Source organism: Microbacterium pygmaeum, assembly GCF_900100885.1.
Lineage (GTDB): Bacteria > Actinomycetota > Actinomycetes > Actinomycetales > Microbacteriaceae > Microbacterium > Microbacterium pygmaeum.
This window is the reverse complement of the sequence record NZ_LT629692.1, coordinates 622353-637123: the sequence shown is the minus strand read 5'-3', so window position 1 is coordinate 637123 and position 14771 is coordinate 622353. Positions and strand designations below refer to the sequence as shown.

Sequence of the window (14771 nt, the reverse complement as noted above, 5' to 3'; positions counted from 1 at the left end):
GCAGAACGGTGGGGGCGCGGCAATGAGGGGGTCCGCCACCCGATTGACGACTCCCCGAACAAAAAGGGGCGACAGACTAATCTCCGTCGCCAGGATTTACGGGCTCACCATCACCCGGATCCGGCGACTCACCATTACCCGGATCCGGCGACTCACCATCACCCGGATCCGGCGACTCACCATCACCCGGATTCGGCGACTCACCATCACCCGGATCCGGCGACTCACCATCACCCGGATCCGGCGACTCACCATCACCCGGATCCGGCGACTGACCGCCATCGGGCACGGTCGCTGGTGGAGCAGGTGCCGGCACGACCGGAGGCTCCGCGATCTGCGGCGGGGTATAGGGCGGCGTGGTGTTGAAGGGGTCCGGAACCGCTCCGGGGGCGCTCGGCGTCGGAGTCGGGGTCGGCGTGGGCTTCGCCGAGGCGGAAGGGGTGCGCGTGGGCGTCGGCGTGCTCGTCGCCGTGGTCCGCTGTTGCGGGCTGGGGGTCGTGTCCGCTTCTTCGACCGAGGTGTCCGAGCCGATGCCGCCGCCGATCGCGAAGACCGTTCCGAATCCGAGGGCCACGATCACCGCCGCGGCGGCCGTCCCGATGCCGACGATCCCGGCGGGGCGACGGAACCACGGACGGGTCAGCTTGGGCTCCGCCGCGGGTGCATCCACCGCCGTGATCGAGTCGAACGTGACCGGCACCGGATCGATCACCGCGGTCGGCGCAGCGGCGAAGATCGCAGCGAGCTCGGTCGGCGTGTCCCGCACGAGCTCCGCGGGCGCAGTCGGCACGAGCTGCGCCGGAACGAGTTCAGCCGACGCGACCGGGAGCTCGGGCGCGGGCGGCACGAGTGAGGGGACCGGCACGAGGGCAGCGGCCGAGGTCGGCCCGACCGCGGGGCTCTCGAGACCCTCCCGCGCCAGCGCGAATGCGGCGCCATGGGCGGCCGCCATCGCCGGCTGGGGGTCGATGTCGATCGGGTCGCCGAACTCTTCCGAGAGGAGCTGCTGCACGCGCTCCAGTCCCGCGAAGGATCCGCTCAGGACGACCGCGTCGAGGTCGTCGTCGTCCAGTCCGGCGGCCTCGAGCGCATCGCCGAGCGACTCGACGGCGGCACGCAGGCGATCATCGAGGGCCTCGTCGGTTCCGAGAGCGGCGGTGACCGGCGCGCTGAGCAGGCTCACCTCACCGCCGGGCACGATCCGCACGATCGCGGCGGACAGCCGGTGCTCGTCCGCGTCGCAGACGATGATGTTCAGCTCAGCGTCGGCGGGGTCGAGCGAGTCGTATCGCTCGGCGAGCGCCTCCGGCAGCGTGACGAAGTCGACCTCGGTTCTGCCGTCCCGATCCAGGGCGGCCATGATCTCGTCGAGACGATCGTCGTTCCACTCGGCCGGAACCACCACCCACACGCCGGCGGGCGACGCGTCCTGTGCGAACTCCACCTGGTTGATCGCCGCGTCGATCAGCCACGCGAGCAGGTCAGCGCGTGCGAACTCCTGACCGTCGATCGCGAGGACGCCGGTCGCGTCCCCGACGAAGTCGGCGACGAGTCGATCGGGCTCCGCCTCCCCCGCGGCGATCGCGTCCACGCCGAAGAGCAGGTCGTCGGGCGAGACGAACACCGCCGTCGGCATCGTCGCGGTGCGACCGACCGCCACGGCGGTCGTGTGCACCTCGCCGTCGGGACCGCGCTCGGCGATTGCGGCGCTCAGTGCGCCGGCACGCACATCGACAGAAAGAACATACGGTGAACTCATGTCCTGGCTTTCCCCATTGGTCGGGACGGAGCTGCGTGAACGCATTCCCCCGCCACATGCGTGGATCACCAGGTGCAGGGTTCGAGAAGTCTAACGGCCGCGCCGGCACGCGCGGGCCGCTAGTTCCGCGCCGCCAGGTCCGCGAGTGCCTCGGCATGGGCTCGGCGCACGGTCTCCCCGACCCACTCGGTGCTGCGATAGATGTTCTTCGGGCCCAGCTCGTCAGCCAGGCCGCTCGACTCCACGAGGTCCAGCACGCGCTGTTCGCTGATGACGAGCTTCAATGACGAGTCCGCGTCGCGCAGGTCGTGCGCGTACCGGCGCAGGACGTCGACGAGGGAGAGCCCGATCTGGTCGGTGCCGCGCAGGCGGATGATCACCACCGAATCGCGGGATGCGCTGCTGACCGTCGGCAGCTGGTGCTCGAACACCGGTGCACTGGCGAAGAAGAGGCTGCCGTAGGGCTGGAGGATCACCACCTCGCGCGCGGGGATGATCGGAGGCGGGTCGCCCTCCCGCATCCGTCCGCTCTCGTGGATGTGCAGCTGGCGGACCCGGACGCGGTTCGACTGCTGCGCGACGAACAGGATGATGCCCAGCCCGACGCCGACGAGGACGGCGAACTGCAGCGGGATCACCAGCGTGAGCGCGAAGGTCACCGCCATGATCGAGGCCGGCAGCGGACCGCTCTTGATCACCGAGAAGATCCGGCTCGGTTTGATCGCCGCCGCGCCGATGACGATCAGCAGCGCGGCCAGGGCGGGCATCGCGACGAACGCCACGAGATCCGAGGCGAACAGGATGACGATCGACATCACGATGCCGGCGACGAAGAACGCGAGCTTCGTCTTCGCGCCCGCGGCCACGATCAGCGACGACCCCGACATCGAGCCACCCACCGGCATCCCCTGGAAGATCCCCGCCGCGATGTTCCCCGCGCCCTGCCCGATGAAGTCCCGCGACATGTCCGCAGGTTTTCCGTCGGGCGTCGGCAGGCCGGGAGAGACCGCGGCGCCCTGGATCAGACCGACGAATGCGAGCGAGATGGCCGGCAGGAGCAGGAAAGGGACATCGATGATGCTCGGCAGCACCGGCGCCGGCAGTCCGCTCGGAACATCCACGATGTCCTGCAGCTGCTGCACCGGCGGGCCCGCCCAGATGTTCAGGAGGGCTGCGAGCAGCGAGCCGATGATGACCGCGAGCACGAGGCCGAGCGAGCCGACCGGCGTGATGCGGAAGAGCAGGATCACGCCGATCACCACGGCGCCGACCAGGATGGACGCGAGGCTCCATTGCGGGATGTGTGCGAGCAGGTCGATCAGCTTGACCAGACGATTCGAGCCCTCCGACGCGAAGCCGGTGAGGTTCGAGAGCTGGCCGAGGATGATGTTGACCCCGACCGCGGTGAGGAATCCGGTCATCACGGCCGTGGGAACGAAGCGGACCAGGCGGCCGCCGCGCAGCAGTCCGGCGATCACCATGACGATGCCGGTCAGGATCGCGAGGGTGAACAGCGCCCGATCAGGATCGGCGCGACTCTCGAGATCGGAGTCCGACACGATCAGCGCCATCGCGCCCGTCGCCTGCACCGCCATGAACGCGCTGCTCGTGAACAGCGTCGCCCCGACCATCCCGAACAGATACGCGTACAGGCCGGCGAGGGGGTTGATGCCGGCGAGCAGGCCGGCCGCGAGACCGTCCGGAACCGCCTCGACACCCAGCACGAGCCCCGCCACGGCATCCCTGCCGATCGTTTTGCGGGAGAACAGTCTCTTCAGCGCCGCGCGCACCCTCACACGCTATCGAAGCGGCTGTCTGCGCGAGACCGCACTGTCGCGCAATCCCCTACCGATCAGGCGAAACTCCGATTACCCTTCGCAAGGTCGGCGTCAACGAGGTCGTCGACGTTCGAGAGGATAAACATGTCGCTCAAGACCCGCAAGACAGTGGCGGTCACCGCCGCTGCTGTGCTGCTGGCGTCGGTCGGACTCGCATCGCCGGCCTTCGCCGTCCCCGACGCCAACACCGTCGACAAACTCACCAAGGCGGTGAAAATCAGCCAGGTGATGAACCATCTGAAGAAACTGCAGGACATCGCCGACACGAACGGTGACCGCGCCGCGGGACGCCCCGGCTATGCAGCATCCGTCGACTATGTCGTCAAGGAGCTCCAGCGCGCCGGCTACACACCTCAGGTGCAGGAGTTCCCCTTCACGTATGCGGAGGAGAACTCGGCGCTCAGCCGCCAGGATCCCGCGACGACGTGGGTTGACGGGCAGGACTTCCTGCGCAACAACTTCGACAGCGGCAGTCCGGAAGGGACGGCGACCGGACCTCTGGTGCCCGTCGACCTCGTCCAGCCGTTCCCCGCGAACGGCACGAGCACGAGCGGCTGCGAGCCCGAGGACTTCGAGGGCTTCACCGCGGGCTCGGTCGCACTCGTGCAGCGCGGCTCGTGCGACTTCTCGCTCAAAGCCATCAATGCGCAGAACGCCGGCGCGTCCGCGGTGATCGTCACGAACGACGGTCGGCCGGGTCTGGTCGGAATGATCGGGGATGCCACGGGGCTGACCATTCCCGCGATCTTCGTCGCGTCACCGGTCGGCGAGGATCTCGCGTCAACGCCGGGCGCGCAAGTCACCGTGACGGTCGACTACTTCGCCGAGGAGCGCACGGCCTTCAACGTGCTCGCCGAGACCGGAACGGGTGATGACAGCAACGTCGTCATGGCCGGGGCGCACCTGGACAGCGTCCAGAACGGCGCGGGAATCAACGACAACGGCACCGGCAGCGCCGCGCTGCTGGAGACCGCGATCCAGATGCAGCGGGTGCAGCCGACCAACACCGTGCGGTTCGCGTGGTGGGGCGCCGAGGAAGAGGGTCTGCTCGGTTCGGAGTACTACGTGGGCCAGTTGAGCGAGGAGCAGGCTGGCGACATCGCGCTGTACCTGAACTTCGACATGATCGGCTCGCCGAACTACTTCTACGGCGTCTATGACGGCGACAACTCGAGCGGCACCGCACCTGAGGGATTCATCCCCGAGGGGTCGGCGGCGATCGAGGACGTGTTCGAGCAGTTCTACCAGTCGCAGGGTCTGCCGTATCAGGACACCGACTTCTCCGGACGCTCGGACTACGGCCCGTTCATCGCGGTCGGCATCCCCGCCGGTGGCTTGTTCACGGGTGCCGAGGAGATCAAGACGGCCGATGAGGTCGCGCTCTACGGCGGCCTCGCCGACGTGGCGTACGACCCGTGCTACCACCAGCCGTGCGACAGCCTGACGGCCGACGGTGCGGATGCGGCCTTCTACAAGTCGCTCAACAAGGCGTACAAGCAGCGCCTGACCGGCAACGTGAACCGCACCGCGCTGGATGTGAACTCCGACGCGCTTGCCGCGGCGATCATCACGTTCGCGTTCGACACGTCGACGGTGACCGCGCCGGTCGACACGTTCAGCGCCCGCTCCTCCGGCGCAGCCACCGCGATCGACCTGAACGCCCTCCGCGACCGCGCGACGCAGTAGGCGCGGGTTCGCTCGCGGGCTGACCCGCCCGGTCGCGAACTGACCCGCACGGCCGCGAAATGACCCGATCTCGTCCGAGATGATCCCGTGAAGCGGGTCATCTCGGCGAGGTTCGGGTCATTTCGGTGAAGCGGGTGGGCTAGGTGTATTTCCCCGTGACGTTGTGAACGCGTTCTGAGGGGGTCTTTCCGCCGATGCCGGTGTGGGGTCTGTGGTGATTGTAGTGATGCAGCCAGGTCTCGTAAGCGGCTTCTCGTTCGGTCTCGCCGGTATAGGGCTTCGCGTAGGCCCATTCGGTGGCGAGGGTGCGGTTGAAGCGCTCGACTTTCCCGTTGGTCTGCGGCCGATAGGGCTTGGTCCACTTATGTTTCACGTTCGCGCCCAGCGCGGCCGCGAACGCGTGCGATCGGTAGCAGGCGCCGTTGTCTGTCATCACGGCGGTGACGGTCACGCCGAGGTCGGCGAAGAACGCGTTCGCACGGATCCAGAACGCGGCGGCGGTCTCCTTGCGTTCGTCGTCGAGGATCTCCGAGTACGCGACCCTCGAGTGGTCGTCGACGGCGTGGTGCAAGTATCGGTAACCGCGGGAGCCCGCAGCGCCTTGGCGAGCGGCACGATCTCTCGCGACCCCGGCGTGGCGGTCTTGCGTTGATCCACGCCCGTGGGCCCGCCACCCGCCGCCGTCAGGGATCCGGCCCTGCTTCTTCACGTCCACGTGCACCAGCTGGCCCGGTGCTGCCACCTCGTAGCGTTTCGGCGGTGGCTTGCGGACGGAGAGGCCGGTGGCTTGGTCGACGGTCACGAGCTTCGGCATCCGATACCGGTCGAGCACCCGGCCGACCGTCGAGCGGTGCAGTCGCAGGTGATACGCGATCCGGTGCGGACCCCAGCGGCGGGTGAACCGTAACGACACGATCCGCCGCTCCGTCTTCCGCGGCAACCGGTTCGGCGACGACGTGGGGCGCGAGCTGCGATCCGTCAACGGCAGACCGGCCCGATACCGGTCCACCCATCGCTTCGCCGTCGCCGGCGAGCACTGGAACCGCTCCGCCGCCCGCCGCAACGACCAGCCCCGATCCACGACGAGAACAACCAAACGACGACGCCCCATCGGCGTCAAGGGCGCGTTAGCGTGAGTCACGAAGACCTCCGTGGTCAGGATGCGAGTGTGGTAACCCACATCCTTCCCGGAGGTCTTCGCCTACCTCACCCGTTCACAACGTCACGGGGAAATACAGCTAGGCGGCGGACTCCGCGAGATCGCAGGAGAAGGTCGCCCGGTACGCCGTCGGCGTCGTGCCCAGCACGCGGGCGAAGTTCTGCCGCAGGACGGCGGCCGACCCGAAGCCGCACTCGTACGCGATGCGATCCAGGCCCAGGTCGGTCTGCTCGAGCAGCCGCTGGGCGTGGATGATCCGCTGCCGTCCGAGCCAGGCCGCCGGTGTCGTGCCGTAGTCGGCCTTGAATCGCCGGGCGAACGTCCGCGGCGACATGTGTGCGCGCGCTGCGAGATCTTCCACGGTGAGGTCCTGCGAGAGGTTCTCGAGCACCCAGTCGGTGACCGGAGAGAGCGAGAGCCCGACGACGTCGGGCAGGGGACGCGAGATGAACTGCGCCTGCCCGCCGTCGCGCTGCGGCGGCACCACCATGCGCCGGGCGATCGTGTTCGTCATCTCGGCGCCGAGTTCCTGCCGCAGCAGGTGGAGACAGGCATCCAATCCAGCGGCCGTGCCGGCGCTGGTGATGATGCGGCCGTCCTGCACGTAGAGCACGTCCGGGTCGACGTCGATCAGCGGGTACATCGCGGCCATGCGGTCGGCGTACATCCAGTGCGTCGTGGCCTTCCGGCCGTCGAGCACACCTGCGGCCGCGAGCACGAACGACCCGCTGCAGACGCTCAGCAGCCACGCGCCGCGCGCGGCCGCGTCACGGATCACGTCGAGGACGCGCTGGTCGGTGCCACCCGCCCAGTACTGACTGGGAATCGGTGAGACCACGACGAGGTCGGCCTCGTACGCGAACGTCAAGTCGGCGTCGACGTTGATCGAGAAGCCGAGCTTGGACGCGATGGCGCCGGGCTCGGGCGTCACGATGCGGAAATCGAAGTTCGGGATGCCGTCATCCGACCGATCGAGGCCGAACGCCTCACAGGCGACCCCGAACTCGAACGGCGCGAAGCCGTCCTGGACGATCACGGCGACGGTTCTCATCGGTCTCCTCGGAGGTGGCAGTATTCGTACGATCAGTGACCATCCTGCCACTCGTGGCCGGATTCCGTCAAGCGTAGCGTTCCTGCCATGATGATGATTCTCGCACTCGCAGCCCTGGCGGTCTTCGCGATCGTCTCGTCCGTCGCCGCCCTTCGCAACGACGGCTACCGTCGGATCCCGACGGACCGCACCCGCCTCCCCTGACCCCGCGCGTGGCGCGGGATCAGCCGGCGACGCGTCGATAGACCTCGACCATCGCGGCGGTGCGCGACGACTGGCGGAAACGCTCGGCGATCGACGGATCCGGCACGACCGGCTCGCCCGCGGCGATCGCCTCGGCGGCGATTCGCAGAGTGCGGGCGAGCGCGTCGACCGAGGCGTCCGCCCGACTCCCGTCCCCCACCACCCAGAAGCCCGAACCCAGCTCGGCGGCGATGTCGGGGTCGCTCACGACCGCCGGGGTGCCCAGCGACGCCGCCTCGAAGACGGTCATCCCCTGCGTCTCGAAGCCGATCGAGGTCTGCACGACCGCATCGGCGGCGGCGATGCGCCGCAGCGTCTCGATGTACGGCAATCGACCGGAGAAGCGGACGGATGCCACGGGGCCGAGCCGCTCGACCAGCCGCCGCGCCGCGGCGACCTGCCCCCCGCCGCCGATGATCTCGACGTCGGCGTCGATCCCCGACAGTGCCACCGCCTCGAGGAACGGCAGCAGACGCTTCTCGGGGCTCATGCGCCCCAGCCAGACGAATCGCGGGCGCCCAGGCATGCGCTCGGCATCTCGGCCGTCCGAGACGGCGAGGGCCGAGTCGAGCACGTCGTCGTCGATCCCGTTCCAGATCACATCGACCTTCGGGACGACTCCGTGCTCCTCGAGCCGGCGGGCGAAGTGGCTCGACGGCGCGGTCACGGCGCGCGAGAGCCGCCCGAAGCGACGCAGGTACGCCCACCCGTCGGATCCGAGACCTGGCCCGCCGAGTGCGCGGCGCGCCCACGCGTTGAGCGCGCGCATCACGAGGGCCGGGAACGGCGCCGTCGCCTCGATCCCCACGTCGACGCGGTTGTGCATCGTGTGGACGACGGGCAGTCCGTGCCGCCGGGCGAACCGGTGTCCGATGTAGGCACCCCAGAAGTCGGCCTGCACGTGCACGACGTCCACGGGAAGACGCGCCGTCATCGCCGCATCGACGACGCGGTCGATCCCCCGCCCCGGCCAGCTGAGCGAATACTCGCGGTCGGCGGTGATCGGGATCGAGGGGAGGTCGACGTACGCCGAGGCCTCGACATCGGCGTCCGACGCGACGGCCCGCGCGCGCAGCCCGTGCATCCGCGGCGCCACGATCGTCACCGTGTGGCCGGCGCGCTCCAGGAAACGACGTTGCAGGCGCATCGAGACCTGCGCCCCGCCCAGCGATTCGACGTGCTGGTCGCCGAACATCACGACGTGCACGGCGCTACGTGCCGATCGGTTCGCCGCGGTAGAGCGCCTCGAAGGTGTCCAGCGTGCGGTTGATGTCGTGGACCTCGACACCCTTCAGCGACGCCTGCTGCATCCGCAGGCGGTCGTCGGGTGCGGCGGTGAGCACGTCGGTCAGCCGCGCGGCGAGTTCGTCGACGTTGCCCGGCTCGAACAGGTAGCCGTTCTCGCCGTCCTGCACGAGGTGGGGCAGCGCGACGGCGTTCGCGGCGACGATGGGCAGGCCCGAGGCCATCGCCTCCATGGTCGCGATCGACTGCAGCTCGGCGATCGAGGCGATCGCGAACACGCTCGCCCTGGTCAGCAGCGAGCGCAGCTCCGACTCGTCGGTGCGTCCGTGGAAGGTCACGCGCGAATCCAGACCCAGATCGTGAGCGAGCTTCTCGAGGGCCCGGCGCTGGTCGCCGTCGCCGACGATGTCGAGGGTGGCCTCGAGCGAGGCATCCAGCTTCTGCATCGCCTTCAACAGCACGTCGATGTGCTTCTCGGTGGTCAGCCGGCCGACGAACAGCACGCGATTCCCGGCGCGCGGCGTGAGGTCGGGGGTGTAGTTGGTGGCATCGATGCCACAGCTGATCGGGATGACGCCGTGGATGTCGATCGTCGATTCGAGGAAGTCCGCCGCCTTGCGCGTCGGTGTGGTGACCGCCTGCGTCATATCGAAGGTCCGCTTCGCATCGGCCCACGCGAGGTTCACGAAAACCTGGTTCAGCGCGGGCGGCAGCGTGGTGAAGTCGAGGATGTTCTCGGCCATCACGTGGTTGGTGGCGATGATCGGGATGCCGCGCTTGCGCGCCTCCCGCGCGAGTCCTCGCCCCAGCACGATATGGGACTGGATGTGCACGACATCGGGCTTGACCGAATCCAGCGCCTTGCGCGCGTAGTGCTTCGACATCCAGGGGAACACGAAGGTCAGCCAGTCGTGCGGCAGGTAGCGGTGCGACGGGATGCGATGGACCGTCATCGGCTCGTCCTCGATGACCTCGGTGATCACCCCGTGCTTGCCGCGGGTCGCGCTGGGCGCCATGACGTGCACGTGGTGGCCGCGGGCGACGAGTCCGGCGGCGAGCCGCTCGGCGAAGCGCGCGGCTCCGTTGACGTGCGGTGCGAAGGTGTCTGCGCCGATGAGCACCGTGAGCGGTCGCTTCTGCGACGGCTGGGCGGCCGCGTCGGGAGCGACGGCCGAACCGGAACCGAGGTCATCGGGCGTGGCGGGGGAGGTCACGGGATGCTGATTGCCTGTCTCTGCGGCGGGTGGGGTCGCACGAGGTCGGTGCTGCGTCCTCAACTGTACCCGAGCACCCTCCGAGGCCCTGGGGACCCTCCCAGCGGGCGCGTCGTCTCGCCTCGTACGCTGGAGGAATGCCCCGACTGCAGGCCGATGCCGATCCCACGCGCTGGGTTGCGATCACCGACTCGCTCGGATTCGGCGGGCGGCGCCATCGCAAGGCCGCGATCCGGATGCTGCTGAACCAGGCCAATCGGGCGATGGGCCTCGAAGCGGGCTCAGACGACGGGCCGGCCGCAAAGCCGTCTCGGAACGGCTTCGCGGCCTGGGCCATGAGTCAGGCCACGCCGTTCCTGATGAAGCGGGCAGCGGGACGTGTGCTCGTGTGGGTGTGGAAGGCCGATCCCGAGCTGGTCGTCGTCATGGCGCAGGTCCAGGAGGCGACGGCGCAGCTGCGTGCGGCGAGGGCGTCGATGCCGATGGAGTACGACGACACCGAGACCTTCCGCGGCACGTATCTGGGGGTCGGCGAGAAGCTCGAGATGCCACTGCCCGCAGACACGCGGACTCCCCCGTTCGCCACCTACACGTGGGACACCGGCTCGCACTTCGTCACGGTCACCGCCGTGTGCAGCGACCGAGAGCGCTTCGGCATCGCGATCGAGGCCGTCGACCAGCTCGCGCGGAGCCTCCGCGTCGTCGACGACCTCCAGCTGGGCGAATCGCCGACCGTGCTGCGCATCGACCCCGCCGGCTGATGCGGGCCGGCCGCGCCGGCTGCGCCGGCTGATGCGGGCCGGCCGCGCCGGCTGACCGCCGCCCGGACTCAGACCGTCACGAGGCCGAGTTCGCGCGCACGCGCCACCGCGGCATCTCGCCCCGTCACGTCGAGCTTGCGGTAGATGTGCCCGACGTGGGTCTTGATCGTGTTCACCGACACGAAGTACCGTGCCGCCAGTTCGGTGTTGGTCAGACGTGTCGGCAGCAGGGCGAGGATCTCCAGCTCGCGTGCGGTCAGCGGCTCGGCCAGCTGCACCGCCTCCGCATCGCGCGTCACTCCGAGGCGCTCCTGGACGAGCCGCCGGAAGGCGGACTGCGGGGCAGGCAGCATCGCCATGAGCTCGGCGAGGACCGGACCGGCGGAGGTGACCACGAGAAGCAGCCGCTCCTTCTCTGCGACCTGAAGCGCCGACTCGAGCTGCGCACGCACCTCGCTCGTGCGGCCCTCGGCCAGGCCCAGCCAGGCCAGCGCGATCCCTCGCTCGATCTTCGCGACCGGACTCAGCGGGTCGAGGGTGAAGCGCACCGCGGTCAGGTACTCGCGAGCCCGCCGCGCCTCGCCGCGTGCGAGCAGTGCCGCCACCTGCTCGAAGGCGAGTGTCGACCATTCCGTCAGGGGTTCGCTCAGCTGCATGCGGGGCTCGCCCCGCAGGCGATCCGCTCGCCACTCGAGCGCCAGTTGCGCGCGGCGGACGAGCGGCGGAGGGGCGGATGACGGCTCGAAGTTCGCCGGATCGGATCGATCCGGATCGATCATCGTGCCGGCCAGGTGCGCCACCCACATCAGCTGCGTGCGCTGGTTCGCGGCTGCGCGCACGCCACCCTCGTGCAGGGCGATCGCGCCGGCCTCCGGCTCGCCGCGCTGGATCGAGGCGACCGCACGGGCGAGGTACGCGTCGGCGGGGGCGGGATGCGTGAGCAGCGCGTGCTCGCGCGCGAGTTCGAGCGCCTCGGCGGAGAGTTCGAGGGCGATCTGCAGACGCCCGCTCCACGCCTCGACGAGTGCCAGACTGCCCAGCAGATGCACGCGGTAGGTGGCATACGTCGCCCCCTCGGTGTGAAGGGTGCGAGTCAGGATGTTCCGCGCTGCTTCCAGCTCCCCGACCAGGAAGTGGCCTCGCGCGATCGAGACCAGGGCGAGCGCCTCGAGGAACGGCCGGTGCGTGAGCTGGAGCAGGACCGGCACGGGTGCCTCGGGGTGCTCGGTGAGCGCCGCAACGGCACGTCGACCGGCTTCCAGAGAGACCTCGGGATGCGGCTGGAACTGCACCCCCGCCGCCAGGTAGGTCAGCGCGACCTGTCGGTGGCCGGCATCCATCCGGTCCTCGCTCAGCAGTCCTCGGAGGATCTCCAGGGCGAGTGCCGCGCGCCCGCTCATGCCCGCCACGATCGCGTAGAGCAGCTGTGCGTCGAGGTTCTTCGCCCGGACGTCGCCCGGCACCAGCGAGAGCCAGCGGGCCACCGTCGTCGTGCGCACCTGATCATAGACATCGCGGCCGCTCGCCAGCAGCAGGGCGAAGACCCGCTCCCACTCCCGGGCTCGCAGCAGGTACTCGATCGCGGTCGGATACTCCCCCCACTGCAGGTGCCAGTCCGCGGCCGCCAGCAGCACGCGCGCTTCTTCTCCCGAGTCTGATGCGCGCAGGCGATAGCGCAGCAGATCGCGGAAGAGATGATGGAACCGGTAGCGCCCGGGTCGATCGGTGACCGGGATCAGGAACATCGAATCGCTCAGCAGCTCGGCGAGGAACAGCTCGCCGTCGGGCACGCCGGTGACCGCCTCAGCGAGTCCGCCGGAGACCTCGTCGAGGGCGGCCAGCTGCAGGAGCGCCCGGCGTCGCTGCGCCGACTGCGCGTCGAGGACCTCTTCGCTGAGGTAGTCCACGATGAGGCGGTCGGTCTCATCCAGTCGGTCTGCGAAACGGTCGACGTCGGTCTCGAACCGGAGGGTCAGCGCGCTCAGCTGAACGCCGGCAGCCCATCCCTCCGTGTGACGGGCGACGGTCGCGGCCGCCGACTGCGGCACCGAGCGGCCGGTGATGTTCTCGAGCAGCAGCGCCGTCTCCTCGTCGCTGAACGCGAGCTGCGCCTGGCGCAGCTCGACGAGGCCGTGCTGCAGCCGATGACGGTTCCGGCCGATGCGGCTGTCGGTGCGCGTCGAGAAGATCAGGTGGGCGTTCGCCGGCAGCAGGTCGGCCAGACGCCAGAGGTCGGCGGCGATGCCGCTGGCGGAGATGTGGTGGAGGTCGTCGAAGACGATCACGACCTCGCCGAGCGAGGCGAGTGAGGCCGCGAGCGCCTCCAGGAACGGTTCGCCGAGCTCGTCGCCGGTGGTGACGGGCGCATCAGGGTGGGGCATGTCGGGCTCCACCGCTGTCAGGGCCTCGACCAGTCGGGTTGCGAAGAGCGAGGCGTCGACGTCGACGCCCGTGATGTCCAGCCAGGCGATCGACAGGTCCGGTCGCGAGTGCATCCACTGCGTGAGCAGGACGCTCTTGCCGTAGCCGGCGGGAGCGACCACGACCGTGAGCGGCGCGCGGATGCCGGCGTCGATCGCCGACCGCAGCACCGGCCGATCCACCGCGTGCGGAAGGATGACGCGCGTGTCGCTCACAGGCATCGGCTCCCAGCCCCGGGCTTGACCCCGCCCGGCCAGGGGAATCATCCCACAAGGGTGACGGGGTTTCGAGGCCACCGTTGCACCATGTCATCAGGCACGACGCAGTGCGCCGAGCGGAGAGGACCTCGCATGACAGCGCATGTGATGGAGGTCGTGGTCCGGGGTCGGCTCGGCCCTGACCTGATCGCCGCGCTGGAGGGCTTCACGGTCTCGACCGACGGCGCGGGGGCCACGCACGTCGTCGGGTCGGTACCCGACCAGCCCGCACTGCTCGGACTGCTGGATGTGTTCCGCGACCTCAACATCGAGGTCGTCTCAGTGAACCCGCTGGACAGATGAAGGAGACGACATGACCACATTCGACTACGGGCCCATCGAGCTCTACGCGATCGGCTTCGACGGCGACCGCCCCGGTCCCGCCATTCTGCAGGCGGTGGATGATCTGGTCGCATCGGGCACGGTGAACGTGCTCGACCTCGTCTTCGTCACCCGGTCGCTCGACGGGGAGCTCAGCATCCTCGAGCTCTCCGACACGAGCGACGACGCGGGCGTGCCCGCGCTCGACCTCGCGGGCCTCGCCGGTGAGGACGACATCGCCGCCCTCGCTGAGGGGGTGGCGCCCGGGAGCTCGGCCGCCGTCCTGGTCGTCGAGCTGCTGTGGGCCAAGGCGTTCGCCGGCGCGCTCTACGACGCGGGCGGGGCCGTCCTCGCCCGCGAGGGCATCCCCGCCCCGATCGTCAATGCGTTCTTGTCCGAGCACGTCGGCTGAAAGGAATCGAGATGTTGCGAAGAATGGGACGCCCGGGACTGCTCGGGTTGGCCGCACGCACCGCCGTGGTCGCGGGTACCGCAACCGCGGTCGCCGGCGGCGTCGCGTCGCACCAGGCGAACAAGGCCAACCAGGCTGCGGAGGCGCAGGCGTACGAGGCGCAGCAGCAGCAGGCGGCGATGGATGCTGCGGCCGCACAGGCCGTCGCGAACGCGCAGCCCACCGCGCCGGCGGCACCTGCCGCTGCCCCGCCGGATCTGATGGCGCAGCTGACCCAGCTCGGTCAGCTGCACGCGTCCGGGATCCTGTCGGACGAGGAGTTCGCGGCCGCAAAGGCCAAGCTGCTCGGCTGAGCCCGGTACTTGACCCGATCGGCCCCCTCCCGGCTCGGGGAGGGGGCCGAT

The 14771-nt window shown here is 69.4% G+C and carries 12 protein-coding genes; 5 read left to right on the top strand and 7 right to left on the bottom strand.

What is annotated here, in order from left to right; translation table 11 throughout:
* Positions 1-76: 76 nt before the first annotated feature.
* On the bottom strand, positions 77-1759 hold the full coding sequence (locus tag BLT19_RS17930) for a hypothetical protein (protein WP_231917761.1): 1683 nt from the start codon (positions 1757-1759) through the stop codon (positions 77-79).
* A 119-nt stretch (positions 1760-1878) separates the two neighbouring features.
* Positions 1879-3549 (bottom strand): SulP family inorganic anion transporter, encoded by a 1671-nt coding sequence (locus BLT19_RS02920; RefSeq protein WP_231917760.1) that lies wholly within the window; start codon positions 3547-3549, stop codon positions 1879-1881.
* A gap of 132 nt (positions 3550-3681) precedes the next feature.
* On the opposite strand from BLT19_RS02920, the gene BLT19_RS02915 reads away from it, so the two are divergent.
* The gene (locus tag BLT19_RS02915; RefSeq protein ID WP_091486018.1) at positions 3682-5283 is read left to right on the top strand and encodes a M28 family peptidase; all 1602 of its coding nucleotides are present in this window, start codon (positions 3682-3684) and stop codon (positions 5281-5283) included.
* Between the two features lie 139 nt (positions 5284-5422).
* Here the strand turns inward: BLT19_RS02915 and BLT19_RS02910 are convergent, their stop codons facing one another.
* From BLT19_RS02910 to BLT19_RS02895, 4 genes are all read right to left on the bottom strand, one after another.
* Complete coding sequence (locus tag BLT19_RS02910; RefSeq protein ID WP_157681738.1) at positions 5423-6424, bottom strand: IS481 family transposase; 1002 nt, start codon at positions 6422-6424, stop codon at positions 5423-5425.
* Between the two features lie 97 nt (positions 6425-6521).
* Positions 6522-7493, bottom strand: coding sequence for a GlxA family transcriptional regulator (locus tag BLT19_RS02905; protein WP_091486010.1), 972 nt, complete (start codon positions 7491-7493; stop codon positions 6522-6524).
* A 223-nt stretch (positions 7494-7716) separates the two neighbouring features.
* Positions 7717-8943: a glycosyltransferase gene (locus tag BLT19_RS02900; RefSeq protein WP_091486006.1), complete on the bottom strand. Its 1227-nt coding sequence runs from the start codon at positions 8941-8943 to the stop codon at positions 7717-7719.
* A gap of 4 nt (positions 8944-8947) precedes the next feature.
* Positions 8948-10195 carry a glycosyltransferase gene (locus tag BLT19_RS02895; RefSeq protein ID WP_091486001.1) on the bottom strand — a complete coding sequence of 416 codons (1248 nt, stop codon included), beginning with the start codon at positions 10193-10195 and terminating at the stop codon, positions 8948-8950.
* A gap of 137 nt (positions 10196-10332) precedes the next feature.
* On the opposite strand from BLT19_RS02895, the gene BLT19_RS02890 reads away from it, so the two are divergent.
* Positions 10333-10956: a hypothetical protein gene (locus BLT19_RS02890; protein ID WP_091485999.1), complete on the top strand. Its 624-nt coding sequence runs from the start codon at positions 10333-10335 to the stop codon at positions 10954-10956.
* A 68-nt stretch (positions 10957-11024) separates the two neighbouring features.
* Here the strand turns inward: BLT19_RS02890 and BLT19_RS02885 are convergent, their stop codons facing one another.
* Entirely contained in the window at positions 11025-13592 is a 2568-nt protein-coding gene (locus tag BLT19_RS02885; RefSeq protein ID WP_157681737.1) for a LuxR C-terminal-related transcriptional regulator, read from the bottom strand.
* A 135-nt stretch (positions 13593-13727) separates the two neighbouring features.
* On the opposite strand from BLT19_RS02885, the gene BLT19_RS02880 reads away from it, so the two are divergent.
* From BLT19_RS02880 to BLT19_RS02870, 3 genes are read left to right on the top strand one after another with little or no spacing between them, the layout of a single operon-like run.
* Positions 13728-13937 (top strand): hypothetical protein, encoded by a 210-nt coding sequence (locus BLT19_RS02880; RefSeq protein WP_091485990.1) that lies wholly within the window; start codon positions 13728-13730, stop codon positions 13935-13937.
* A gap of 10 nt (positions 13938-13947) precedes the next feature.
* Positions 13948-14367, top strand: coding sequence for a DUF6325 family protein (locus BLT19_RS02875; RefSeq protein ID WP_091485987.1), 420 nt, complete (start codon positions 13948-13950; stop codon positions 14365-14367).
* A gap of 23 nt (positions 14368-14390) precedes the next feature.
* Entirely contained in the window at positions 14391-14720 is a 330-nt protein-coding gene (locus tag BLT19_RS02870; RefSeq protein ID WP_091485983.1) for an SHOCT domain-containing protein, read from the top strand.
* Positions 14721-14771: the final 51 nt, after the last annotated feature.